The following is a 25,243-nucleotide window of genomic DNA, read 5'->3' on the forward strand; positions in this document are numbered from 1 at the left end:
ATGAAACCGGCGCCGCCGCCCGCCTCCGCCACGGCAGGGTTCGACCAGGCGGAAGAAACCATGCAGCGCTCGCTGTTTGGGGAAATCCTGGACTGGATGCTGGTGCCGCTGCTGCTGCTGTGGCCCATCAGCATCGCAATTACCTATGTGGTGGCCAAGAACATCGCCAACCAGCCATTCGACCGCGCGCTGGACGACCGGGTGACGGTGCTGGCGCAGCAGGTCAAGGAAATCAAGGGCCAGCTGACGGTGCCGCTGCCGGCGGCAGCGCGCGACCTGCTGCGGGCCGATGACGTCGACAACGTCTATTACCAGGTGCGTTCGCCGGACGGCGCGGTCATCGATGGCGACTTCGAGCTGCCGGCGCCGAAGGAAGAGGAAGACGTGTCGCCGTGGTCGGTCCAGCTGCGGTATGCCAGCCTGCGCAATACCGACATCCGCATTGCCTATGTCTATGTGACCCTACCGCCGAGCGCGCCCGATGCCGAACGCCGGCTGGCGCTGGTGCAGGTCGGCGAAACCCTGGACAAGCGCGCCGAACTGGCCAACCAGATCATCAAGGGCGTGATCCTGCCGGAATTCATCATCCTGCCGATTGCGCTGGCGCTGGTGTGGTTTGCATTGTCGCGCGGCCTGAAGCCGCTGGCCGAGCTGCAGCAGCACATCCGCGCCCGCCGCACCGATGACCTCTCCCCCATCGATTCAAGCCATGTGCCGGAAGAGATCACGCCGCTGGTCGGCTCGCTCAACTACATGCTGGAGCAGCTGTCGCAGAGCCTGCAGATGCAGAAGCGCTTCATCGCCGATGCGGCGCACCAGATGAAGACGCCCCTGGCCGGCATGCGCATGCAGTCCGAGCTGGCGCTGCGCCAGACCAGCGCCGAAGAGATACACCGCTCGCTGGAGCAGCTGGCCAAGAGCTCGGAGTCGGCCACCCGCCTGGTCAACCAGCTGCTGGCGCTGGCGCGGGCCGAGAACCAGTCGCCGCAGGCCTATCCCTTCATGCCGATCGAGCTTTCCGAACTGGCGCGCAACGTGGTGCACGACTGGGTGCAGCTGTCCTTCTCGCGCCGCATCGACCTGGGCTTCGAGCAGCCCGGCTATCCGATCATGGTCAGCGGCAATCCGACTATGCTGCGCGAACTGCTGGGCAACCTGATCGACAATGCGCTGCACTACACGCCGGCCGGCGGCGCCGTCACGGTGCGGGTGCGCGCCGACCGCGAACGAAGCCTGGCGATCATGGAAGTGGAAGATACCGGCCCCGGCATTGCGCCGTCGGAACGGGGCCATGTGTTCGAGCGCTTCTACCGGATACTGGGCAGCCATACCCAGGGCAGCGGCCTGGGCCTGGCCATCGTGCGCGAGATCGCGCAGCAGCACGGCGCCGAAGTCGAGATCTATAACAACCCGCACAGCAATGACAAGGCGCATCCCGGCTCGCTGTTCCGGGTGTCGCTGGCATTGCAGGAAAAACCGGCTGCGGCCGAGGAGCCCGTTTCCCATGGCGCATAGAGATGCCAACCGCCGCGCCGCCTACTGGCGCCATGTCCGCCGCCTGACCGGCATGCTGCTGGCCTTGTGGCTGGGCGTGACCTTCACCGTGATTTTCTTTGCCCGCGAACTGGCCGGCCTGACCCTGTTCGGCTGGTCGGTGTCGTTCTACCTGGCAGCCCAGGGGGCCATCCTGATCTACCTGGCCATTGTCGGCTTCTATGCGCTGCGCATGCGCCGGCTCGATGCGCGCTTCGGCGAGGACAGCCATGGCGGATAAGCCACGCAGCTACGCCCGCCAGCTCAGCCGCTACTACCTGCTCTATACCGTCGGCTTCATCCTGTTCCTGCTGGCCCTGGCCCTGCTTGAGAAGGAGGGCTTTCCGCGCACCTGGATCGGCTACCTGTTCATCTTCTCCACCATCGTGCTGTATGCCGGCATCGGCGTGATCAGCCGCACCTCCGACGTCTCGGAGTACTACGTCGCCGGCCGCCGCGTGCCGGCGGTCTTCAACGGCATGGCCACCGCCGCCGACTGGATCTCGGCGGCCAGCTTCATCAGCCTGGCGGGCGGCCTCTACCTGCAGGGCTTCGACGGCCTGGCCTACATCATGGGCTGGACCGGCGGCTATGTGCTGGTGGCGCTGCTGATCGCGCCCTATCTGCGCCGCTTCAGCCAGTACACCATCCCGGACTTCCTGGCGGCGCGCTATCCGGGCCGCTACAGCGGCAACCTGATCCGCATGCTCGCGGTGCTGGCCACCATCCTGATTTCCTTCACCTATGTGGTGGCGCAGATCTATGGCGTGGGCCTGATCACCTCGCGCTTCACCGGCATCGACTTCTCGATCGGCATCTTCCTCGGCCTGGCCAGCATCCTGGTCTGCTCCTTCCTCGGCGGCATGCGCGCCATCACCTGGACCCAGATCGCGCAGTACATCATCATCCTGGTTGCCTACATGATCCCGGTGGTGTGGCTCTCGGCCAAGCATACTTCGGTGCCGGTGCCGCAGATCGCCTACGGCTCGGCGCTGGCCAAGCTGTCCGAGCGCGAGGCGGTGCTGGCCGCCGACCCGACCGAGGAGGAAGTGCGGGCCGTATTCAGGAAGCGCGCCGACGACTACACGGTCAGGCTGGCCGGCCTGCCGCATTCCTGGGAAGACGGCAGGCTGCAGGCGCAGCGCCGGGTGGAGCAGCTCAAGACCGGCAATGCCTCGCTGCTGGAAATCCGCGCCGCCTCGCGCGCGCTGGCCAACTATCCGAAGGACAGTATCGAGGCGCAGCGCATCTGGACCGAGGAACGGGCCGCCGACCTGGCGCGGGCCGCGCCGGTCATCTCGCATGTGCAGCCGTTTCCCGGCCCGGACCGGGAAAGCTCGGACATCAGGCGCAACAACTTCCTGGCGTTGGTGCTGTGCCTGATGATGGGCACCGCCGCCCTGCCCCATGTGCTGGTGCGCTATTACACGACGCCATCGGTGTCGTCCACGCGCCATTCCGTGTTCTGGACGCTCCTGTTCATCATGCTGATCTATACCGCGGTGCCGGCGCTGGCGGTGCTGGTGAAATACGACATCTACAGCTCGCTGGTCGGTTCCGAATTTTCAAAACTGCCGGCGTGGGTATCGTACTGGGCCAGCATCGACAAGCTGCGGCCGCTGGTGCAGATTGCCGACATCAACGGCGACGGCATCGTGCAGCTGGCCGAGATCGCCCTCGATGGCGACATGGTGGTGCTGGCAACGCCCGAGATCGCCGGCCTGCCCTATGTGATCTCGGGGCTGATCGCCGCCGGCGGCCTGGCCGCCGCGCTGTCCACCGCAGACGGCCTGCTGCTGACCATATCGAATGCGCTGTCGCACGATGTGTACTTCAAGACGCTCGACCCGAAAGCCTCGACCCAGAAGCGGGTCACCATCTCCAAGCTGCTGTTGCTGGTAGTGGCGCTGATCGCCGCCTATGCGGCATCGCTGAAGCCCGGCGACATCCTGTCGCTGGTGGGCGCCGCGTTCTCGCTGGCGGCGTCGACGCTGTTCCCGGCGCTGGTGGCGGGCGTGTTCTGGCGCCGCGCCAACCAGCCGGGTGCGATTGCCGGCATGCTGACCGGCTTTGGCGTCTGTGTTTTTTACATGCTGCACACGAATCCTTCACTCGGCGGTACATCCGCCGCGCAGTGGTTCCATATCGCCCCGATCTCGGCGGGCGTGTTCGGCGTGCCCGCCGGCTGCATCGCACTGGCGCTGGTGAGCCTGCTGACCGATCCGCCAGATCAACGCACCCAGGCATTCATTGAACAGCTGAGAATGCCGTAGCCAGGCGCCTTGCACTTCCTGCTGGCATGTTTCTTGATAGGTTCTACACCAAGCCAGATGGCAAACACAGCGGAGCAATCATGCCAACGTTTTTTGATGAGATGTATGCCGGCGGCTCAGGCGATGTGCGCGCGCACTATCGCGAATTCGCCGCCTGGCTATCCGAGCAGTCGCCCGAGACCCTGGCCCGCAAGCGGGCCGAGGCCGACCTGATCTTTCGCCGCGTCGGCATCACCTTCGCGGTCTATGGCGACGATGCCGGCACCGAGCGGCTGATCCCGTTCGACATCATTTCGCGCATCATCACCGCGCAGGAATGGAAGGGGATGGAAGCCGGCCTGGTGCAGCGGGTGACCGCGCTGAACATGTTCATCCACGATATCTATCACGACCAGAACATCGTCCGCGCCGGCATCATGCCGGCCGAACAGGTGTTCCGCAATGCCCAGTACCGGCCCGAGGTGCAGGGCATTTCCGTGCCTTCCGACATCTACGCCCATATCGCCGGCATCGACCTGGTGCGGGCCGGGGAAGGCGAGTTCTATGTGCTGGAAGACAACCTGCGGGTGCCGTCCGGCGTGTCCTACATGCTGGAAGACCGCAAGATGATGATGCGGCTGTTCCCCGAACTCTTTGCCCGCTACAAGGTGGCGCCGGTCGAGCATTATCCCGATATGCTGCTGGACAATCTGCGCTCGGTGGCGCCGCTGGGCGTGACCGACCCGACCGTGGTGGTCATGACGCCCGGCATGTACAACTCGGCCTATTTCGAGCATGCCTTCCTGGCCCAGCAGATGGGCGTGGTACTGGTGGAAGGCAAGGACCTGTTCGTCAACGATAACGCGGTCTACATGCGCACTACGCGCGGCCCGCGCCGGGTCGACGTGATCTACCGCCGCATCGACGACGACTACCTCGACCCGCTGTCCTTCAAGGCCGACTCCACGCTGGGCGTGCCGGGCCTGCTGTCGGTGTACCGCGCCGGCCGGGTCACGCTGGCCAATGCCATCGGCACCGGCGTGGCCGACGACAAGTCCATCTATCCCTATGTGCCGGACATGATCCGCTTCTACCTGTCGGAAGAGCCGATACTGAACAACGTGCCGACCTGGCAATGCCGCAAGAAGGACGATCTCGCCTATACGCTGGCCAACCTGCAGGAACTGGTGGTCAAGGAAGTGCATGGCGCCGGCGGCTACGGCATGCTGGTCGGCCCGGCCTCGACCAAGGCGGAGATCGAGGCATTCCGCCAGCGCATCATCGCCCGGCCCGACGGCTACATCGCGCAGCCCACGCTGGCGCTGTCGGCCTGCCCGACCTTCGTCGACGCCGGCATCGCGCCGCGCCATATCGACCTGCGTCCCTTCGTGTTGTCCGGCAAGACCGTCTCCATGGTGCCGGGGGGGCTCACGCGGGTGGCGCTGAAGGAAGGCTCGCTGGTGGTGAATTCGTCGCAGGGCGGCGGCACCAAGGACACCTGGATACTGGAGGAATGACATGCTGAGCCGCACCGCTGACCATCTGTTCTGGATGGCGCGCTATACCGAACGCGCCGAGAACACCGCCCGCATGCTGGACGTGAATGTCCAGACCGCCCTGCTGCCGCAGTCGGCCGACGCCACCGAGCGCGGCTGGCGCGCGATGCTCGGCATCTCCGAGCTGGAGGAAGCCTTCCATGCCAAGTACCCCCGCATCAGCGCGCCCGACGTGATCGACTTCATGGCGCGCGACCCGGCCAATCCATCGTCCATTGTTTCCTGCCTTGCCAGCGCCCGCGAAAATGCGCGCGCCGTGCGCGGCACGCTCACCACGGAAGTCTGGGAAACCCACAACACCACCTGGCTGGAACTGCAGAACCAGCTCAGGAGCCGCAGCCTGCGCGACGACCCCAGCCCCTTCTTCGAATGGGTGAAATACCGCTCGCATCTGTCGCGCGGCGTCACCATCGGCACCATGCTGAAGGATGAGGCCTTCTACTTCATCCGGCTCGGCACCCACCTGGAACGGGCCGACAACACCGCCCGCATACTCGACGTGAAGTTCCACGGCGCAAAACATGGCGGCCCGTCCGGTGACGCAGGCGACGAAGCTGATAAAGGTGACGCAGGCCAGGCCGGGGTGCAGGATGCGCAGCGCGATTTCTATTACTGGGCGGCGATCCTGCGCTCGGTGTCGGCATTCGAGATCTACCGCAAGGTCTACCGCGACGTGATCACGCCGGCGCGCGTGGCCGAACTGCTGATGCTGCGCCCGGACATGCCGCGCTCGCTGCTGGGCTGCCTGGAGGAAGTGGTGGCCAACCTGAGGAATGTCGCCAACGACAACTCCGCCCGGACGGAGCGCTTCGCCGGGCGCCTGCATGCACAGCTCAAGTTCGCCAACATCGACGACATTCTCGAGCAGGGCCTGCATGACTACCTCGAACGCTTCCTGGCCGACATCAATGAACTGGGCAACCGGGTCAGCCGCGACTTTCTCCTTCCGTTAAGCGCATGACGCCATGATCCTCTCCATCAAGCACGAGACCACCTACCGGTACACGGCGCCGATGTCCTACACCATCCAGCAGCTGCGCCTGACGCCGCGTTCGGAGCCGCACCAGAAGGTGCGCGACTGGCGGGTCAGCGCGCCGGGCAGCTGCCATGACTACCTCGACGCCTACGGCAACCGGGCGCACATCCTGACCGTTATCGGCATGCACGATGAGATCCGCATCGTCGCCGGCGGCACGCTGGAAGTCGGGGAACTCGACCGCGGCCGGCTGGACGACCAGGACAAGCTGTCGCCGCTGGTCTATACCGTCACCACCAGGCTCACCGAAGCGCCGGAAGGCGTGGCCGAATTCGCCCGCCGCCACCTGCAGGGCAAGGACAGCCGCGCCGCGCTGGAACTGGCGGAGGCCATCAATGGTGCAGTGGCGTACCGCAGCGGTGCAACCGAAGTGACCACCACCGCCGCCGACGCACTGAAACTGGGCAAGGGCGTGTGCCAGGACCATGCCCATCTCTTTCTGGCCTGCTGCCATGTACAAGGCATCCCGGCGCGTTACGTATCAGGGTATATTGACCCCGGCACCAGCGACCATGCGGAAAGCCATGCATGGGTCGACATGTGGGTGGATGACGGCAGTTTCCAGGGATGGGCCAGCGTCGACGTGACGCATGCCTGTTTCCAGAATACCCACTACTGCCGGCTCGCCATCGGCCGCGACTACGATTCGGCGGCGCCGGTGCGGGGCGTCAGACAGGGCGGCGGCATGGAATCGTTGGAGGTACGCGTCAGTGTGGTGCGGCGTTAGGCGCGCATTGGACGAGTCCAAAGGTTGCTGCGGTACAATCTTTTTTTTGGATTTCTTACTGCGATCATGACTTACTGCGTCGCCATGCGTCTCCACGAGGGACTGGTTTTCCTGTCCGACTCGCGCACCAATGCCGGCATCGACAATGTCGGCACCTTCCGCAAGATGTACGCCTTCGAGAACCCGGGCGACCGGGTGATGGTGCTGATGACCTCGGGCAACCTGTCGCTGTCACAGGCGATACGCCAGGTCATCAGCGACCATGTCACGCCGGACGGCAAGTCCATCTGGACCGTGGGCAGCATGTACGAGGCGGCGCAGATCGTTGGCGAGGCCATCCGCATCGTCTATGCCCGCGACGCCAAGGCGCTGGAGCAGTTCGGCATCGACTTCAACGTGCGCATGATCTTCGGCGGCCAGATCGGCAACGAGAACTGCCGGCTGTTCCAGGTCTACTCCGCCGGCAACTTCATCGAGTCCCACGATGAAAACCCGTATTTCCAGATCGGCGAGTCGAAATACGGCAAGCCCATCATCGACCGCGTGATCACGCCGGCCAGCAGCCTGGACGAAGCGGCCAAGTGCGCGCTGATCTCGATGGATTCCACGCTGCGCTCGAATGTCTCGGTCGGCCTGCCGCTGGACCTGCTGGTCTATGAATCCGGCTCGCTGGCGATCCGGCGCTTCGTCAAGATCACCGAGAAGAACAAGTATTTCCAGATGATCCGCGGCATCTGGGGCGAGCAGTTGAAGCACATCTTCGAAGGCATCGAGGACCCGGTCTGGAATGCGCCGGACCCGGCGCAGCCGGTGGCGCTGTCACTGGAGGGCGACCGCAGCTATCCGGTGCGGATACAGCCGCCGGAGGAATTGCGGGTGGCGGGGCAAGAGGATGCGCCGTTGCAGAGCGTGGCGCAGGAGAATGGTGGCGGGCAACATTGATGCGGCAATTATGCGCCGGCTTACTAGTCAGCGCATAATGTATCTTAATCAAGGTGGTGGATTATTTAAAAGAACTAACTCAACGAGCTTTTTCCCATCAATTGAGCAATTTTTTAAAGCTGCCGTTAAATCTCTGGTCACGTCCTCTACAGTTTTATCCTTATCAGGTACGATTATTCCACTGCTAACTAGAATCTGTGCGTAGAAGTCAGCAAAAAATGGATCATATCCACCGGCAATGTCATCCAGTTCACCATCTGGTATAGAAGAGAGCAGGTTCGTCTCATTATTTTCGCTCGTATCTGACATTTCCCCTCCTAAAAATGGGTGTACAGGCTTGCACAATGCAAAGCCCGAACCTTTAAGTAGGATAGGCGGGGGAGAAAGTTCAACGACAATCTGAAAAAGTCACAAACGAAGCGGGGGAGAGGAAGTGGATCGGGTAATACGATCGCGGTGTTTTCATCAATGCACGCAAGCCGGGCACCAAGCCACCTCAATCCCGTCCGCGACTCAATTGCGCCTTTGTCTGAATAGAAGAAACAAGCTGAGCATGTAGGACCGGGACGTTGCACCGGCTCTGCGCTGAGCTATACCTCGCGGGGCGAAACCGCTCAGGCTTTGGGCAGCGACACATACGATCGAGCAAAAGACGCCCCGAAATAGGTATCGGCCTGCGCGCCGTGTACTCGAATTCGCGGCTTTACTTATGCAGATTAATTTTATGAATGCCAATCAAAATCACTTGCAATCGTGGCTGAAGACGATCACTTGCATCGCCTAATACAGGCCGCCAGAAATTACGAGCGGCGTCAATGTCCGCCACGGTCAGCACCACTGACTGGAACGGACGAAGTAGATGCTGCTTACAGCACGATAGTCTGCGCTTCCTCGCCCTGACGCTGGCGGATCTCGCCAATCCGGAACACCGTCTCGCCAGCCGCCTTCAGCTGTGCCATGGCCGCGTCGGCATTGGCCGCCGACACGATAACCGCCATGCCGATGCCGCAGTTGAACACCCGGTGCATTTCGGCGTCGGCCACGCCGCCATGCTGCTGCAGCCAGGAGAACAGCGGCGGCATGGTCCAGCTGTCACGCTGCAGCACGGCGGTGAGGTTGGGTTGCAGCACGCGCGGGATGTTTTCCACCAGGCCGCCGCCGGTGATGTGCACCATGCCGCGCACTTCCATGCTCTGCATCAGCGCCAGCAGCGGCTTGACATAGATGCGAGTCGGCTCCAGCAGCGCGTCGGCCAGCGGGCGGCCGTGGAAGTCGGCGTTCAGGTCGGGCTGGGCCACCGAGATGATCTTGCGCACCAGCGAATAGCCGTTGGAATGGGCGCCGGACGAAGCCAGACCCAGCACCACGTCGCCCGGCGCGATTTTCGTGCCGTCGATGATGGCCGACTTTTCCACCGCGCCGACGGCGAAGCCGGCCAGGTCGTATTCGCCGTCCGGGTACATGCTGGGCATCTCGGCGGTTTCGCCGCCGATCAGTGCGCAGCCGGCCAGTTCGCAGCCGCGGGCAATGCCCTTGACCACGTCGGTGGCGGTCGGCACGTCGAGCTTGCCGCAGGCGAAGTAGTCGAGGAAGAACAGCGGCTCGGCGCCCTGCACCAGGATGTCGTTGACGCTCATCGCTACCAGGTCGATGCCGACCGTGTCATGCCGGTTCAGGTGGAAGGCCAGCTTCAGCTTGGTGCCGACACCGTCGGTGCCGGACACCAGCACCGGCTCCTTGAATTTCTTGCTGATCTCGAACAGCGCGCCAAAACCGCCGATGCCGCCCAGCACGCCTTCCCGCATGGTGCGCTTGGCGAAGGGCTTGATCGCTTCCACCAGGGCATCGCCCGCATCGATATCAACACCGGCGTCGCGGTAGGAAAGGGAAACGTTGGATTGGGAACTCATGATGTGATTGGCGGCAGAGGCGGTAAAATAGACGGTTCAGGCCGGAACTTGCTTCCGGAAAAACGCGTATTTTATCAAATCGAATAATCCAGCCGCCGAATTCATGCCATTTTCTTTGATCACGAAACGATGCCGGCGGCGCATCGGGCAGCCTTGCCTGGGACTTGCCTGCAAGGTCGTGCTCGGCGATGATGCAGGCTGCTCTCTGACAACATTGCTGATTTCACATGACTTTGGGCGCGCGCAGCGCCACCGAACAGCCCCACCACTTCACGCATGAGACAGCTGCTGCTGGATTTGATCGCGGAAAAGCCGCAAACACTGGCCAATTTCGAGGCCGGGAAAAATGCCGAGCTTTATCAGCTGCTGTGCCGGCTGGCCGCGCATCCGGAGGACAGCCGCGAGCGCTTCGTTTATCTCTGGGGCCGCGCCGGCGCCGGCAAGACCCATCTGCTGCGCGCGCTGGCGGTGACGCCGAACGCCCGCTACATCGACGCCGCCAGCGCGGCAGACGCCTGTCGCTACGACCCGGCCATCCGCACCTACCTGCTGGACGACTGCGAACAATTGTCGCCACAGGCGCAGATCGCGGCCTTCAACCTGTTCAATGAAGTGCGCGAGCACGGCGCGCTGATGATTGCCGGCGGCGCCGTGCCGCCGGCGGTGCTGCCGGTGCGGGAAGACCTGCGCACCCGCATGGGCTGGGGCCTGATCTACCAGGTGCATGAACTGAGCGACGAGGAGAAGATCGCCGCGCTGAGCCAGGCCGCGGCCACCCGCGGGCTGGCGGTCTCGCCTGGCGTTTTGCCTTACCTGATCACCCATTTCGAGCGCGACATGCGTTCCCTGTCCGCCATGCTCGACGCGCTTGACCGCTATTCGCTGGAAACCCAGCGGCCCATTACCCTGCCCCTGCTGCGCGACCTGCTGCAACTGGAAGATGAAACGAAGCCATGAACAACCTGACCCTGTTTGACCTTGACCACACGCTGCTGCCGCTCGATTCCGACTATGAATGGGGCCAGTTCATGTCGCGCATCGGCGCGGTGGACCCGGTGGAATTCGCGCGCCGCAACGGCGAGTTCTATGCCCAGTACCAGGCCGGCACGCTGGACCCGGTGGCCTATCTCGAATTCGCCTTCGGCACCCTGGCGCGCTTTCCCCGCAGCCAGCTCGACGCCTGGCACCGGCAGTTCATGGACGAGGTGATCCGCCCGGCCCTCAAGCCCGGCGCGCTGGCGCTGGTGCAGAAGCACCTGGACGCGGGCGACCTGGTGGCCATCATCACCGCCACCAACCGCTTCGTGACCGCGCCGATCGCACAGGAATTCGGCGTCGAGCACCTGATCGCCGCCGAGCCGGAAGTCGATGAAAAGGGCGACATCACCGGCGCCTTCATCGGCACCCCGCCCTACGGCGCCGGCAAGGTAGTCAACATCCGCAACTGGCTGGAAGCGCGCGGCCAGTCGCTGGAAGGCTTTGCCCGCAGCACGTTTTACAGCGATTCACAGAACGACATACCGCTACTGGAAGCCGTCACCCACCCGGTTGCGACCAATCCCAATGCCCTGCTGGGCGCGCATGCGAAAGCGCGCGGCTGGCCCATCCTGAATCTGTTCAATGATTAAAAAGCTCATACGGCGCATCCTCGGCAAGCCGCAACAGGCAGCCGACCCGACCCAGCCCGTGGTCCTCGGACCGCAGGAACATGGCATCAATCCCGAACTGGTATCGAACAATGCGATCCGGGTGACGCAGACGCTGCAGCAGGCCGGCTTCAAGGCCTTCCTGGTCGGCGGCGCGGTGCGCGACCTGCTGCTGGGCGTCAAGCCCAAGGACTTCGACATCGCCACCAATGCCACGCCCGAGCAGGTCAAGGCGCTGTTCCGGCGCGCCTTCATCATCGGCCGGCGCTTCCAGATCGTGCATGTGATGTTCGGCCAGGACCTGCTGGAAGTCACCACCTTCCGCGGCGCGGCCAAGGAAGCCGCGCCCAAGGACGAGCACGGCCGCGTGCTGCGCGACAACACCTTCGGCGAGCAGCATGAGGATGCCCTGCGGCGCGACTTCACCATCAACGCGATGTACTACGATCCCGCCACCCAGGAAGTGCTGGACTACCACGGCGGCATGGCCGACATCCGCAACCGCACGCTGCGCATGATCGGCGTGCCCGAGGAGCGTTACCGGGAAGACCCGGTGCGCATGCTGCGGGTGGTGCGCTTCGCCGCCAAGCTCGGCTTCGAGATCGATCCGTCGGCGCAGGCGCCGATTCCGGTGATGGCGCCGCTGATCAACAACGTGCCGGCGGCGCGGGTATTCGATGAAATGCTCAAGCTCCTGATGAGCGGCCAGGCGATGGCTTGCCTGGAGCGGCTGCGCAGCGAAGGCCTGCACCATGGCCTGCTGCCTCTGCTGGACGTGGTGATGGAGCAGCCGCTGGGCGAGCGCTTCGTGCGCCTGGCATTGGACAATACCGACCTGCGCATCCGTCAGGGCAAGCCGGTGTCGCCGGGCTTCCTGTTCGCCTCGCTGCTGTGGCACCAGGTGCTGGAGAAATGGCGCGCCTACCAGGCCGCCGGCGAATTTCCGATCCCGGCCCTGCACCAGGCGGCCGACGACGTGCTCAACGGCCAGACCGAGAAACTGGCGCTGCAGCGCCGCATCGCCACCGACATGCGCGACATCTGGGCAATGCAGCCGCGCTTCGAGCGCCGCAGCGGCAAGTCGCCCTACAAGCTGCTGGAGCACCCGCGCCTGCGCGCCGGCTACGACTTCCTGCTGCTGCGCTGCGAATCCGGCGAACTCGACGCCGAGGCCGGCGAATGGTGGACCGCCTTCATGGAAGCCGATGGCCCCGGCCGCGAGGAACTGCTGGCCAGGAAACCCAGGGTTGACGGCGAAGCCGCCGCGCCAAAGAAGCGCGTCCGGCGCCGCCGTCCGAAGAAGGAGTCGGGCACCGGCGTGGCTGGCGACAATCCGGCCATGGCGGGAGAGCACGGCGAATGAAGCCGGTGGCCGCCTACATCGGCCTGGGAGCCAACCTGGGCGATGCACGCGGCGCCGTGCAGGCGGCGCTGCAGGCCCTGGGCACGCTGCCCGAGACCAGGCTGCTGGCCCAGTCCAGCCTGTTCAAGACCGCGCCGGTCGATGCCGGCGGCGATGATTACGTCAATGCCGTGGCACGGATCGAAACCCGCCTGCCGCCGCAGCAACTGCTGGAGCGGCTGCTGGAGATCGAGCAGGCGCATGGCCGCACCCGGCCGGGCTACAATGCACCGCGCACGCTGGACCTGGACCTGCTGCTGTATGGCAGCGAACGGATCGCCACGGCGACGCTGACGGTGCCCCATCCGCGCATGACGCAGCGCGCCTTCGTGCTGATCCCGCTGCTGCAGATCGCGCCCCTGATCGAGATTCCCGGCATGGGGCCGGCGCATGGCTTCGTGCCCGATGTGGCCGGTCAGGCGATTTCCGTCATCAGGGAATGAAAGACTGAAGAGCTGAACGCCCGTCCGTAGAACAAGAACAGGCGCCATGCGCGCCGAACCCAGACACTGCAACCGGAGGACATGAAATGGCAGGCTATCTGCAGGAAAACCAGGCTGCGGGACGCAGCAAGGCAGTCACCGCGCCGGCGCTGATGGCAATGCGCGCGGCGGGCGAGAAGATCACCATGCTCACCTGCTACGACGCCAGCTTCGCCGCGCTGATGGACCGCTGCGGCGTCGAGATGCTGCTGGTGGGCGACTCGCTGGGCATGGTGTCGCAGGGACATCAGTCCACCCTGCCGGTCACGCTGGCCGACATGGCTTATCACACCGCCAGCGTGGCCCGTGGCAACCGCACCGCGCTGCTGGTGGCCGACATGCCGTTCGGCACCTATGCCACGCCGGAGGCAGCCTTCAATAATGCCGCCGAACTGATGCGCGCCGGCGCCCACATGGTCAAGCTCGAAGGCGGCGCCTGGCTGGCGTCAACCGTGCGCTTCCTGACCGAGCGCGCAATACCGGTCTGCGCCCATGTCGGCCTGACGCCGCAGTCGGTGCATATCCTGGGCGGCTTCAAGGTGCAGGGCAAGTCGGTGGCCGGCGCCGAGCAGATGAAGGACGACGCGCTGGCGCTGCAGGCGGCCGGTGCGTCGGTGCTGGTGCTGGAAGCGATTCCCGCGGCGCTCGGCCGCGAGGTGACCGAGGCGCTGGCAATTCCCACCATCGGCATCGGCGCCGGCCCCGACTGCTCGGGCCAGGTGCTGGTGATGCATGACATGCTGGGCGTGTTCCCCGGCCACAAGGCGCGCTTCGTGAAGAATTTCATGGACGGCCAGACCAGCATCGACGCGGCGGTCAAGGCCTATGTGGCGGCGGTGAAGGACGGCAGCTTCCCGGCGCCGGAACACTGCTTCTAACCTGCCGCCCCGCCGCGCTGCGCTGCCGACGCATGGCAGCCAGGCGCGCGGCGTCAGACCGGCAGTTGGGTGATCGACGCGGTGGCCAGGCCGGCGTCGATCGACAGAAAGCCAACCGTCACCGGCAGCTTGAAGCGGCGCGGGCCGGCACTGCCGGGATTGACCAGCAGCACGCCCTCTTCCTCGCGCACCATGGGCTTGTGGGAATGGCCGGCAATGACGACCTGCACCGGCGGCAGCGCGCCCTTCAATTCCTTCAGGTCATGCAGCAGGTGAATCGCCACGCCGTCGAAGGTCAGCGTCAGGCTGTGCGGCACCGCCTGCGCCCACGGCCCCCGGTCGTTATTGCCGCGCACCGCATCGACCGGCGCGATCGACGCCAGTGCTTCCAGGATCTGTGCATTGCCGATGTCGCCGGCATGGATGATGCGGTCCACGCCGGCCAGCGCGGCCAGCGCTTCCGGCCGCAGCAGGCCGTGGGTGTCGGAAATGAGGCCGATGCGCATCGTCGCCCGGTCAGCTGCCGTGGCTCAGCGCGTTCGACAGCAGCTTGGCGGTGATGTCGACGATCGGAATCACCCGTTCATAGGCCATGCGCGTCGGGCCGATCACGCCCAGCGTGCCGACCACCTTGCCATTGACGCCATAGGGCGCGGTCACCACGCTCATTTCATCGACCGGCATCAGCTGCGAGTCGCCGCCGATGAAGATCTGCACGCCGGTGGCCTTGCTCGACACATCCAGCAGCTGCATCAGGCTGGTCTTCTGCTCGAACATGTCGAACAGCTTGCGCAGCGAGGTCATGTTGGAAGACAAGTCGCTCACCGACAGCAGGTTGCGCTCGCCGGAAATGACGACCTCGTCATTGTTTTCCGTCATCGCGTCGCTGCCGGCCTCCACCGCCGCCTGCATCAGCCGCGTCATGTCGTCGCGCAGCTGGCGCAGCTCGGCCTGCAGCCGGTTGCGCACATCGTCGAAACTCAGGCCGCCATAGTGCAGGTTGATGTAGTTGGCCGCCTCCACCAGTTGCGAGCGGGTGTAGTCGACATCCGTCAGCAGCAGCCGGTTCTGCACTTCGCCATTGGGCGCGACGATCACCAGCAGGATGCGCTTTTCCGACAGCCGCAGGAATTCCACCTGCTGAAAGACCGACTCCCGGCGCGGCGTCAGCACCACGCCGGCGAACTGCGACAGCGAGGACAGCACCTGGGCGGCGCTGGAAATGATGCGCTGCGGCGAGCCGATCTGGTTTTTCGGCTGCAGCCGGAATTCCACCGCCTTCTCGTCCAGCGGCTGCACCGTCAGCAGGGTGTCGACGAACATCCGGTAGCCGCGTGGCGTCGGAATGCGGCCGGCCGAGGTATGCGGGCTGGCGACCAGCCCCATGTCCTCCAGGTCGGCCATGATGTTGCGGATGGTGGCGGGCGACAGGTCGAGTCCGGATATCTTGGACAGTGCGCGGGAACCGACCGGCTGGCCGTCGGCGATATACCGTTCCACCAGGGCTTTTAGCAGGGTTTGTGCGCGATGATCGAGTTGCATGTCCGTAGTCTAATGTCGTGGCGCATCAGGCGCCATGATTTATATGTGCTTGCAGCCAGGCTTCCAGGTCGTGCAGCGAGGCGCAGACTGCGTCCGGCGCTACATGGTCCGGCATGGTACGCAGCGGCAGGTCCTGCCGCCGCAGCCAGACGCCGCGCAGGCCAGCCTTTTGCGCGCCTTCCACGTCGAGCAGCGGATCGTCGCCGACATAGACCGCCTCGGCCGGCTCGACCTGCAGCGCCTCGCAGGCATGGCGGAAAATCGCCGGGTCCGGCTTGGCGCTGCCGAACTGGTGGGCGGCGATGGACACGTTGAAATAATGATCCATGCCTATCGCGCCCAGGTCGGCCACGCCGTTGGACACCGAGCCCAGGGCGACCTTCTGCCGCAGCGAAGCCAGCACCGGGTGCACATCCGGATACGGCTCGACCTGGTTGCGGGCGGCGTTGAAGATATCCATTGCCGTGTCCACCGCCTCCGCACTTTCCCCGCAGGCCACGAACACCTCGGTCAGCACCGCATGGCGCAGCGCCGACAGGTTGATGAGGTAGCGCGGCTCGGCTTTCATCAGCGCCACCCTTCTCGCCCGCATTTCCTCGATGCTGTAGCCAGCCGCGACGGCGGGCGCATGTTCCCTGATCCAGTCGAACAGCAGGCGCTCGGCGCGCATGATCACGGGCACGATGGGCCACAGGGTATCGTCAAGGTCGAACAGTACGGCTTTGATGGCAGGCATGAGTGCTAAGTTTCCAGAGTTTTAACAGTTTGTCGGCGCATAAACTGGTTTGCACGGGAATTATGGTCTAATCTGCCGCATGCCGTCGTTCATGCCTCCCACACAGATGACTTTTCAGAAAATTGCGATTATCGGCAAGCCGGGCGCCACGGGTATCGCCGAGTCGCTGACGCAGCTCGCCGCCTTCCTGCAGGATGCCGGCATCGAGGTGCTGTTCGAGGCCGAGACGGCGCAGAACATCAACCATCAGGGCACGGGCCTGACCGCCCAGCAGATCGGCGAACAGGCCGACGCCGCCATCGTGGTCGGCGGCGACGGCACCATGCTGGGCATCGCCCGCCAGCTGGCACCCTACAATGTGCCGCTGATCGGCATCAACCAGGGCCGGCTGGGCTTCATGACCGACATTCCGGCCGAAGGCATGCTGCCGATTCTGTCGGACATGCTGGCAGGCGAAATGGAATCGGAACAGCGCAGCCTGCTGGAAGGCGCGGTGCTGCGCGACGGCCAGATCATTTTCCGCGGCCTGGCCTTCAATGACGTGGTAGTGGCGCGCGGCGCCGGCTCCGGCATGGTCGAGCTGCGGGTGACGGTGGACGGCCACTTCATGTACAACCAGCGCTCGGACGGCCTGATCGCCTCCACGCCCACCGGCTCGACCGCCTATGCGCTGTCGGCCGGCGGACCGCTCCTGCATCCCACGCTGGGCGGCATCGTGCTGGTGCCGATCGCGCCGCATGCGCTGTCGAACCGGCCGATCGTGCTGCCCGACTCGTGCGAGATCCGGATCGAGGTCATCGCCGGGCGCGACTGCAGCATCAATTTCGACATGCAGTCGCTGGCCAGCCTGGCCTACCATGACTGCATCCTGATCCGGCGCTCGGCGCATTCGGCCACCTTCCTGCATCCGCGCGGCTGGAGCTACTACGACACGCTGCGCGAGAAGTTGCACTGGAATGAATATCCTTCCGTCGAAGGTCAGTTAAAATAATTTCCCCGCCGCGACGCCGCGGCGCGGAATTCCGCAAATCCAAAAAATTCGCCTGCCTTCGGGCAACATCCGAACTTTCCCTCTCCAGATGCTGCGCACACTCTCCATACACGACTTTGTCATTGTTGATGCGATCGAACTTGAGCTGGGCTCCGGCTTCACTGTCTTCACCGGCGAAACCGGCGCCGGCAAATCCATCCTGATCGATGCCCTGGCGCTGGCCCTGGGCGGCCGCGGCGACGCCAGCGTGGTGCGCGAAGGCGCCAGCAAGGCCGACATCAGCGCCCAGTTCGCCACCGGCAGCGAAGCCGATGCCTGGCTGGCGGTCAATGAATTCGAGCCGGAAGACGGCTGCGTGCTGCTGCGCCGCGTGATCGACAATGCCGGCCGCTCCAAGGCCTATATCAATGGCGTGGCCGCCACCGCAACCCAGTTGCGCGACCTGGGCGAACTGCTGGTCGACATCCACGGCCAGCATGCCCACCAGTCGCTGCTGAAGGCCGACGCCCAGCGCGCGCTGCTCGACAGCCAGGGCGGCCTGGCCGAGGACGCCAAGGCGGTGGGCGTGGCCTATCGCGCCTGGCGCACGATGGCGCGCCAGCGCGAGGAATTCGAAACCAATGCCCGCAACGTGCTGCTGGAGCGCGAGCGCCTGGAATGGCAGGTGGCCGAGCTGGAAAAGCTGGCCGTCAAGCCGGGCGAATGGGACGAGATCAGCAACGAGCACAGCCGGCTGTCGCATGCGGCCAGCCTGATCGAGGGCGCGCAGGAAGCGCTGACGGCGATTTCCGAATCCGACGAGAATCCCATCCTGTCGCTGCTGTCGTCGCTCAACACCAGGATCGGCAAGCTGGTCGATATCGACGACGGCCTGAAACCGGTGATGGAAGCGCTGGAGCCGGCGCAGATCCAGCTGCAGGAAGCGGTCTATGCACTGAACGACTACCTGAGCCGGGTCGAGCTCGATCCGGCCCGGCTGCGGGTGGTGGAAGACAGGCTGGAAGCGATCCATTCCACGGCCCGCAAATTCCATGTCGCCCCGGACGAGCTGCCGCGCGAGCTGGAAACCCTGTCGGCCCAGCTGAAGCAGCTGGCCGATGCGTCCGACGTGGACGCGCTGCGCGCCCAGGAAGAAAAGCTGAAGGCTGCCTACATGGCGCTGGCGCAAAAGCTGTCTCGCGCCCGCGCCGCCGCGGCCGGGCAGCTGGGCCAGGCCGTCACTTCCGCCATGCAGGAACTGAGCATGGCCGGCGGGCGCTTCGCGGTTGGCCTGAATGCCTGCGAGCCGGCCGCCTACGGCCTGGAACAGGTGGAATTCCTGGTGGCGGGACATGCCGGCACCGTGCCGCGTCCGCTGGCCAAGGTGGCGTCCGGTGGCGAACTGGCGCGTATCTCGCTGGCCATTGCCGTCATCACATCCAGCGCCACCGCAACCCCGACGCTGATCTTCGACGAGGTCGACACCGGCATCGGCGGCGGCGTGGCCGAGGTGGTCGGACGCCTGCTCAAGCGCCTGGGGCAGGACCATCAGGTATTGTGCGTGACCCACCTGCCGCAGGTGGCCAGCCAGGCCAACCAGCATTTCCAGGTCAGCAAGGCCGGCGCGCCGGACGGCAAGACCGTCTCGCGCATCGAACCGCTGGACGCCAAGGCGCGCGTGGAGGAAGTGGCGCGCATGCTGGGCGGCATCGAGATCACCGCCACCACCAGGAAGCATGCACGCGAACTGCTGGCGCTGTAAACTCCGGTTTCCCTGAAAAACAAAGAAAGAGTTACCCGCACATGCGCTTCCAGCCGGAACCACCCCATCACCACGGCAGCCTCAGCCGCAGCGCCATCGTACTGGTCAACCTCGGCACGCCGGACGCGCCGACCGCCGCCGCGGTACGACCCTACCTGAAGGAATTCCTGTCCGACCCGCGGGTGGTGGAAATCCCGAAGGCGGTCTGGTGGTTCATCCTCAACGGCATCATCCTGCCCTTCCGTTCCAAGCAGTCCGCGCACAAGTACGCGGCGATCTGGACCAAGGAAGGCTCGCCGCTGCTCACGCATACGGTCAAGCAGGCCATGCTGCTGCGCGGCGCGCTCGGCGAGCGCGGCCATGATGTCGAGGTGGTCGCCGCGATGCGCTACGGGAATCCGTCACTGCCCTCGGTGCTGGAAAAACTCAAGGCCGATGGGTATCAGCGGCTGCTGGTGCTGCCGGCCTATCCGCAGTATTCCGGCACCACCACGGCCTCGATCTACGACGCCGTGTTCGACCATTACAAAAAGGCGCGCAACATCCCCGAACTGCGCCTGGTGCGCAATTACCATGACGACCCCGGCTACATCGAGGCGCTGCGGCAGTCGGTGCAAAAGCACTGGGAAAGCCATGGCCGGCCGGACAAGCTGGTGATGAGCTTCCACGGCGTGCCCAAGCGCACCCTGATGCTGGGCGACCCGTATCACTGCGAATGCCACAAGACCGCGCGGCTCCTGGCCGCCGCGCTGGGCCTGACGCAGGACCAGTACCTGGTCACCTTCCAGTCCCGCTTCGGCAAGGCCGAATGGCTGCAGCCCTATACCGCGCCGACCATGCAGAAGCTGGCCAAGGAAGGCGTCAAGCGGGTCGATGTGCTCTGCCCCGGCTTCACCAGCGACTGCCTGGAAACGCTGGAGGAAATCGACATGGAAGTGCGCACCGACTTCCTCACCGCCGGCGGCACCGCCTACCACTACATCCCCTGCCTGAACGAGGCGCCGGCCTGGGTCGCCGCGATGGCCACCCTTGCCGAGCGCCACATGCAGGGCTGGCCCACGGCGCGCGACGGCGCGCTGCAGGCGGCGCGCCGGCAGGACGCGGCCACCGGCCGCGAACGGGCGCTGGCCCTGGGAGCCGCTGACTGACACGGGCCGGATTTTCCGCCCCGCCCGAAACCCGCCCTTGAAATGCCTGCCGCTATCCCCATTTGCGGCGAGTGGTTAATTCAATAGCAATGCGAACTGGCGCCGGCTTCTCGGCGCCAGTTCGCATAAGTCCTTGATATTGCTGGAGTCTCACGATGCACGACGAAGAAAACAAGAATTCCCAGGAAGCGACGCAGGGCGCGCCGGCTGCTGAAGCCGCGCCCGAAACGGCCCAGCCGGCCGCACCCACCGCCGAGCAGAAGCTGGCCGAGGCCGAAGCGCGCCTGGCCGAACTGCAGGATTCCTTCCTGCGCGCCAAGGCCGAGGCGGAAAACATGCGGCGCCGGGCGCAGGAAGATATCGCCAAGGCCCATAAATTCGCGATCGAAAGCTTTGCCGAGGCGATGGTGCCGGTGAAGGACAGCCTGGAAATGGCGCTGAAGGTGGAAACGCCGTCGGTCGAATCCCTGAAGGAAGGCGTCGACATGACCTTAAAGCAGCTGGTCTCCGCCTTCGAGAAGAACCGCCTGCTGGAAGTCAATCCGCAAGCCGGCGAGAAGCTCGACCCGATGAAGCACCAGGCCATCTCGATGGTGCCGTCGGACCAGGAAGCCAACACCATCGTCAGCGTGCTGCAGAAGGGCTACACCATCGCCGACCGCCTGCTGCGCCCCGCCCTGGTTACCGTCTCGCAACAAAAATAAGCGATTCGACGCATCAGGGTTCTTGAAAGGTCAACCTTTCTCCACATATAGGCAGCAAGCGAAATTCTGTCTCACCGTATATTTAAGGGATAACAATCATGGGCAAAATCATTGGCATTGACCTGGGCACGACCAACTCCTGCGTCGCCGTCATGGAAGGCGGTCAGCCTAAGGTCATCGAAAACTCCGAAGGCGCGCGGACCACGCCTTCCATCGTCGCCTATCAGGAAGACGGCGAAATCCTGGTTGGCGCGCCGGCCAAGCGCCAGGCGGTCACCAACCCGAAGAACACCCTCTACGCAGTCAAGCGCCTGATCGGCCGCCGCTTCGACGAGAAGGAAGTGCAGAAGGACATCAGCCTGATGCCGTACCAGATCGTCAAGGCCGACAATGGCGACGCCTGGGTGCAGGTGCGCGACAAGAAGCTGGCGGCACAGCAGGTGTCGGCCGAAGTGCTGCGCAAGATGAAGAAAACCGCCGAGGACTACCTGGGCGAGGAAGTCACCGAAGCCGTGATCACCGTGCCGGCCTACTTCAACGACTCGCAGCGCCAGGCGACCAAGGACGCCGGCCGCATCGCAGGCCTGGATGTCAAGCGCATCATCAACGAGCCGACCGCGGCGGCGCTGGCCTTTGGCCTGGACAAGTCCGGCAAGGGCGACCGCAAGATCGCGGTCTATGACCTGGGTGGCGGCACCTTCGACATCTCCATCATCGAGATCGCCGACGTCGAAGGCGAAATGCAGTTCGAAGTGCTGTCCACCAATGGCGATACCTTCCTCGGCGGCGAGGACTTCGACCAGCGCATCATCGACTACATCATCGACGAATTCCGCAAGATCAACGGCCTGGACCTGTCCAAGGACGCCATCGCGCTGCAGCGTATCAAGGCATCGGCCGAGCGCGCCAAGATCGAGCTGTCGTCGTCGCAGCAGACCGAGATCAACGAGCCGTACATCGCCATGGCCAATGGCGCGCCGGTCCACCTGAACCTGAAGATCACCCGCGCCAAGCTGGAATCGCTGGTCGAGGAACTGATCGCCCGGACCATCGAGCCATGCCGCATCGCCATCAAGGATGCCGGCGTGAAGATCAGCGACATCAATGACGTGATCCTGGTTGGCGGCATGACCCGCATGCCCAAGGTGCAGGAAAAGGTCAAGGAATTCTTCGGCAAGGAGCCGCGCAAGGACGTCAACCCGGACGAGGCGGTGGCAGTCGGCGCGGCCATCCAGGGTTCGGTGCTGTCGGGCGACCGCAAGGACCTGCTGCTGCTGGACGTGACCCCGCTGTCGCTGGGCATCGAGACCCTGGGCGGCGTGATGACCAAGATGATCCAGAAGAACACCACGATCCCGACCAAGTTCAGCCAGGTGTTCTCCACCGCGGAAGACAACCAGCCTGCCGTGACCATCAAGGTCTACCAGGGCGAGCGGGAAATGGCAGTGGGCAACAAGGCGCTGGGCGAATTCAACCTGGAAGGCATTCCGCCGGCATCGCGCGGCACGCCGCAGATTGAAGTCACCTTCGACATCGACGCCAACGGCATTCTGCACGTCGGCGCCAAGGACAAGGCCAGCGGCAAGGAAAACAAGATCACCATCAAGGCCAACTCGGGTCTGACCGAGGAGGAAATCCAGAAGATGGTGCGCGATGCCGAAGCCAACGCCGAAGAAGACAAGCGCCTGAAGGAATTGGCCGCAGCCCACAACCAGGGCGACGCGCTGGTGCATTCGACCCGCAAGTCGCTGACGGAATACGGCGACAAGCTCGATGCCGGCGAGAAGGAAAAGATCGAAGCCGCGATCCGCGACCTCGAGACGTCCCTGAAGGGCAGCGACAAGGCCGACATCGACGCCAAGATGACCGCGCTGACCACCGCTGCGCAGAAGCTGGGCGAGAAGATGTATGCCGACATGCAGGCACAGCAGGCTGCGGCCGGCGGCGCCGAGGCTGGCGCGGGTGCCGGCGCCGGCACCGGTCATGCGGGCGCCGAGTCGCGCGCCAAGGAAGACGACGTTGTGGACGCCGACTTCAAGGAAGTCAAAGACAAGTAATAACAATTTTGCGGCCTCGGCCGCAAAGTTTGCCGAGCCAGTGGTCGCGCGACTGCGGCTCGGCTTTTTGCTTACCAGAGAGGTGCCTATAACATGGCGGCAAAGCGCGATTTTTACGAAATACTGGGCGTGGCGAAAAACGCTTCCGATGATGACATCAAGAAGGCGTATCGCAAGCTCGCAATGAAATACCATCCGGACCGCAATCCGGACAGCAAGGGCGCGGAAGAGAAATTCAAGGAGGCCAAGGAAGCCTACGAGATGCTGTCGGACCCGCAGAAGCGGGATGCCTATGACCGCTACGGCCATGCCGGCGTCGACCCCAACATGGGCGGCGGCGGCTTCGGCGGCAACGCGGGCGGCTTCGCCGATGCCTTCGGCGACATCTTCGGCGACATCTTCGGCAACGCCGCCGGCGGCCGCGGGGGCCGTGGCGGCGGCCCCCAGGTCTACCGCGGCGCCGACCTGCGCTACAACCTGGAAATCACGCTGGAGCAGGCGGCCAACGGCTTCGACACCACGATCCGCGTGCCGTCCTGGGACAGCTGCGACACCTGCCACGGCAGCGGCGCCAAGCCGGGCACGTCGCCCACCACCTGCCCGACCTGCGCCGGCCATGGCCAGGTGCGCATGCAGCAGGGCTTCTTCAGCATCCAGCAGACCTGCCCGAAGTGCCACGGCACCGGCAAGATCATTCCGGAACCCTGCCCCACCTGCGCCGGCGCAGGCCGCATCAAGCGCAACAAGACGCTGGAAGTGAAGATCCCGGCCGGCATCGACGACGGCATGCGCATCCGCTCTTCCGGCAATGGCGAACCGGGCATGAACGGCGGCCCTCCGGGCGACCTGTATGTGGAAATCCACATCAAGCCGCATCCGGTGTTCCAGCGCGAAGGCGACGACCTGCACTGCGAGATGCCGATTTCCTACGCCACCGCGGCGCTGGGCGGCGACATCGAAGTGCCGACGCTGGGCGGCAAGGTATCGTTCACGGTGCCCGAAGGCACCCAGAGCGGCAAGGTGTTCCGGCTGCGCGGCAAGGGCGTCAAGGGCGTGCGCTCCGGCCTGTCCGGCGACCTGTTCTGCCACGTCGTGGTGGAAACCCCGGTGCGCCTGACCGATCGCCAGAAGGAGATGCTGCGCGAGTTCGAGCGCTCGATGACCGAGGGCGGCGCCAAGCACAGCCCGCAAAGCAAATCCTGGAAAGACAAGGTCAAGGAGTTCTTCGAGTAAGCAGCATTACCCCGCAACGGCCGCTGGCAGCAATGCCCAGCGGCTTTTTCTTGTCCGCACCGTTTCCGAAAGCCCGCATGCGACCCGCCCTTCCCCTTTCCCTACTCGCCGCCCTGCTGTTCTGTGCCGGCCCCTCTATGGCGGAAACCCTGCGGGTCGGCAGCTTTTCCAGCGGCGACCTGGACGGTTGGGAAGTCAAGTCCTTCAAGGGCGAGACCCGCTACGAACTGGTGCGCGATGGCGGCGTGACCGTGCTGCAGGCAAGCACCGACGGCATGGCCTCGGGGCGCTTTCGCAAGATCCGGATCGACCTGGCCAGGACGCCGGTGCTGCGCTGGCGCTGGAAGATCGAGGCGCCGTATCGTGGCAACGATGAAGATGCCAGGGCAGGTGACGACTTCCCGGTGCGCATCTATGTGGTGGTGGAGCGCGGCCCGCTCGGACTGCGCAGCCGCGCGCTGAACTATGTGTGGGCATCGGGCAAGCCGGTCGGCGCGCGCTGGCCGAATCCCTACACCAGCCAGGCGATGATGCAGGCGGTCGATAGCGGAGAGGCCAGGGCCGGCAGCTGGGTCAGCCATCAGCGCAATGTGCGCGACGACCTGCGCGCCGCCTTTGGCGAGGACTTCACCGAGATCGACGCGGTAGCCGTCATGACCGATGGCGACAACGGCCCCCGCCAGGGCCGCGCCTGGTATGGCGACATCAGCTTTTCCAGCGAGTAGCC

At 64.6% G+C, this 25,243-nt stretch carries 24 protein-coding genes; 19 read left to right on the forward strand and 5 right to left on the reverse strand.

The window, feature by feature from the left end:
• The 7 genes from KTQ42_RS11335 (at position 1) to KTQ42_RS11365 (ending at position 8,046) form a co-directional block, all read left to right on the forward strand.
• A complete protein-coding gene (locus tag KTQ42_RS11335) occupies positions 1–1,515 on the forward strand; it encodes a sensor histidine kinase (RefSeq protein WP_217345592.1) in 1,515 nt (504 codons plus the stop codon).
• Complete coding sequence (locus KTQ42_RS11340; RefSeq protein ID WP_217345593.1) at positions 1,505–1,774, forward strand: DUF4212 domain-containing protein; 270 nt, start codon at positions 1,505–1,507, stop codon at positions 1,772–1,774. The genes KTQ42_RS11335 and KTQ42_RS11340 overlap by 11 nt, the downstream gene beginning before the upstream one ends.
• Entirely contained in the window at positions 1,764–3,806 is a 2,043-nt protein-coding gene (locus KTQ42_RS11345) for a sodium:solute symporter family protein (protein WP_217345594.1), read from the forward strand. The genes KTQ42_RS11340 and KTQ42_RS11345 overlap by 11 nt, the downstream gene beginning before the upstream one ends.
• 80 nt (positions 3,807–3,886) lie before the next feature.
• A complete protein-coding gene (locus KTQ42_RS11350; RefSeq protein ID WP_217345595.1) occupies positions 3,887–5,302 on the forward strand; it encodes a circularly permuted type 2 ATP-grasp protein in 1,416 nt (471 codons plus the stop codon).
• Between the two features lies 1 nt (position 5,303).
• Positions 5,304–6,302: an alpha-E domain-containing protein gene (locus tag KTQ42_RS11355; RefSeq protein WP_217345596.1), complete on the forward strand. Its 999-nt coding sequence runs from the start codon at positions 5,304–5,306 to the stop codon at positions 6,300–6,302.
• Between the two features lie 4 nt (positions 6,303–6,306).
• The gene (locus tag KTQ42_RS11360) at positions 6,307–7,104 is read left to right on the forward strand and encodes a transglutaminase family protein (protein ID WP_217345597.1); all 798 of its coding nucleotides are present in this window, start codon (positions 6,307–6,309) and stop codon (positions 7,102–7,104) included.
• A 66-nt stretch (positions 7,105–7,170) separates the two neighbouring features.
• A complete protein-coding gene (locus KTQ42_RS11365; protein WP_217345598.1) occupies positions 7,171–8,046 on the forward strand; it encodes a peptidase in 876 nt (291 codons plus the stop codon).
• Between the two features lie 48 nt (positions 8,047–8,094).
• Here the strand turns inward: KTQ42_RS11365 and KTQ42_RS11370 are convergent, their stop codons facing one another.
• Both KTQ42_RS11370 and purM read right to left on the reverse strand, forming a co-directional pair.
• Positions 8,095–8,355 carry a hypothetical protein gene (locus KTQ42_RS11370; protein ID WP_217345599.1) on the reverse strand — a complete coding sequence of 87 codons (261 nt, stop codon included), beginning with the start codon at positions 8,353–8,355 and terminating at the stop codon, positions 8,095–8,097.
• A gap of 557 nt (positions 8,356–8,912) precedes the next feature.
• Positions 8,913–9,956 carry a phosphoribosylformylglycinamidine cyclo-ligase gene (gene purM, locus KTQ42_RS11375; RefSeq protein WP_217345600.1) on the reverse strand — a complete coding sequence of 348 codons (1,044 nt, stop codon included), beginning with the start codon at positions 9,954–9,956 and terminating at the stop codon, positions 8,913–8,915.
• A 276-nt stretch (positions 9,957–10,232) separates the two neighbouring features.
• Here purM and hda point away from each other — a divergent pair, with 276 nt between their 5' ends.
• From hda to panB, 5 genes are all read left to right on the forward strand, one after another.
• Positions 10,233–10,913, forward strand: coding sequence for a DnaA regulatory inactivator Hda (hda, locus tag KTQ42_RS11380; protein WP_217345601.1), 681 nt, complete (start codon positions 10,233–10,235; stop codon positions 10,911–10,913).
• The gene (locus tag KTQ42_RS11385) at positions 10,910–11,584 is read left to right on the forward strand and encodes an HAD family hydrolase (protein ID WP_217345602.1); all 675 of its coding nucleotides are present in this window, start codon (positions 10,910–10,912) and stop codon (positions 11,582–11,584) included. Before hda ends, KTQ42_RS11385 begins: the two co-directional genes overlap by 4 nt.
• Positions 11,577–12,965, forward strand: a complete 1,389-nt coding sequence (pcnB, locus tag KTQ42_RS11390; RefSeq protein WP_217345603.1) for a polynucleotide adenylyltransferase PcnB — start codon at positions 11,577–11,579, stop codon at positions 12,963–12,965. Before KTQ42_RS11385 ends, pcnB begins: the two co-directional genes overlap by 8 nt.
• Positions 12,962–13,447 carry a 2-amino-4-hydroxy-6-hydroxymethyldihydropteridine diphosphokinase gene (gene folK, locus KTQ42_RS11395; protein ID WP_217345604.1) on the forward strand — a complete coding sequence of 162 codons (486 nt, stop codon included), beginning with the start codon at positions 12,962–12,964 and terminating at the stop codon, positions 13,445–13,447. Before pcnB ends, folK begins: the two co-directional genes overlap by 4 nt.
• Before the next feature lie 86 nt (positions 13,448–13,533).
• A complete protein-coding gene (gene panB / locus KTQ42_RS11400) occupies positions 13,534–14,364 on the forward strand; it encodes a 3-methyl-2-oxobutanoate hydroxymethyltransferase (protein ID WP_217345605.1) in 831 nt (276 codons plus the stop codon).
• A 53-nt stretch (positions 14,365–14,417) separates the two neighbouring features.
• Here the strand turns inward: panB and KTQ42_RS11405 are convergent, their stop codons facing one another.
• From KTQ42_RS11405 to KTQ42_RS11415, 3 genes are read right to left on the reverse strand one after another with little or no spacing between them, the layout of a single operon-like run.
• Complete coding sequence (locus KTQ42_RS11405; RefSeq protein WP_217345606.1) at positions 14,418–14,870, reverse strand: metallophosphoesterase family protein; 453 nt, start codon at positions 14,868–14,870, stop codon at positions 14,418–14,420.
• Positions 14,871–14,880: 10 nt separating this feature from the next.
• A complete protein-coding gene (hrcA, locus tag KTQ42_RS11410; RefSeq protein WP_217345607.1) occupies positions 14,881–15,906 on the reverse strand; it encodes a heat-inducible transcriptional repressor HrcA in 1,026 nt (341 codons plus the stop codon).
• 25 nt (positions 15,907–15,931) lie between these two features.
• Positions 15,932–16,642 (reverse strand): HAD family hydrolase, encoded by a 711-nt coding sequence (locus KTQ42_RS11415; RefSeq protein WP_217345608.1) that lies wholly within the window; start codon positions 16,640–16,642, stop codon positions 15,932–15,934.
• 106 nt (positions 16,643–16,748) lie between these two features.
• On the opposite strand from KTQ42_RS11415, the gene KTQ42_RS11420 reads away from it, so the two are divergent.
• From KTQ42_RS11420 to KTQ42_RS11450, 7 genes are all read left to right on the forward strand, one after another.
• Complete coding sequence (locus KTQ42_RS11420; protein WP_249222728.1) at positions 16,749–17,633, forward strand: NAD kinase; 885 nt, start codon at positions 16,749–16,751, stop codon at positions 17,631–17,633.
• 88 nt (positions 17,634–17,721) lie between these two features.
• Positions 17,722–19,374, forward strand: a complete 1,653-nt coding sequence (gene recN, locus KTQ42_RS11425; RefSeq protein ID WP_217345610.1) for a DNA repair protein RecN — start codon at positions 17,722–17,724, stop codon at positions 19,372–19,374.
• A 41-nt stretch (positions 19,375–19,415) separates the two neighbouring features.
• On the forward strand, positions 19,416–20,522 hold the full coding sequence (gene hemH / locus KTQ42_RS11430) for a ferrochelatase (protein WP_217345611.1): 1,107 nt from the start codon (positions 19,416–19,418) through the stop codon (positions 20,520–20,522).
• A gap of 155 nt (positions 20,523–20,677) precedes the next feature.
• Positions 20,678–21,226: a nucleotide exchange factor GrpE gene (grpE, locus tag KTQ42_RS11435; protein WP_217345612.1), complete on the forward strand. Its 549-nt coding sequence runs from the start codon at positions 20,678–20,680 to the stop codon at positions 21,224–21,226.
• Positions 21,227–21,324: 98 nt separating this feature from the next.
• Entirely contained in the window at positions 21,325–23,283 is a 1,959-nt protein-coding gene (gene dnaK / locus KTQ42_RS11440; RefSeq protein ID WP_217345613.1) for a molecular chaperone DnaK, read from the forward strand.
• A gap of 93 nt (positions 23,284–23,376) precedes the next feature.
• On the forward strand, positions 23,377–24,516 hold the full coding sequence (gene dnaJ / locus KTQ42_RS11445; RefSeq protein ID WP_217345614.1) for a molecular chaperone DnaJ: 1,140 nt from the start codon (positions 23,377–23,379) through the stop codon (positions 24,514–24,516).
• Between the two features lie 77 nt (positions 24,517–24,593).
• Positions 24,594–25,241: a DUF3047 domain-containing protein gene (locus KTQ42_RS11450; RefSeq protein ID WP_217345615.1), complete on the forward strand. Its 648-nt coding sequence runs from the start codon at positions 24,594–24,596 to the stop codon at positions 25,239–25,241.
• Positions 25,242–25,243: the final 2 nt, after the last annotated feature.

It is taken from the genome of Noviherbaspirillum sp. L7-7A, from assembly GCF_019052805.1.
In the GTDB taxonomy this organism is placed as follows: Bacteria; Pseudomonadota; Gammaproteobacteria; order Burkholderiales; family Burkholderiaceae_D; genus Noviherbaspirillum_A.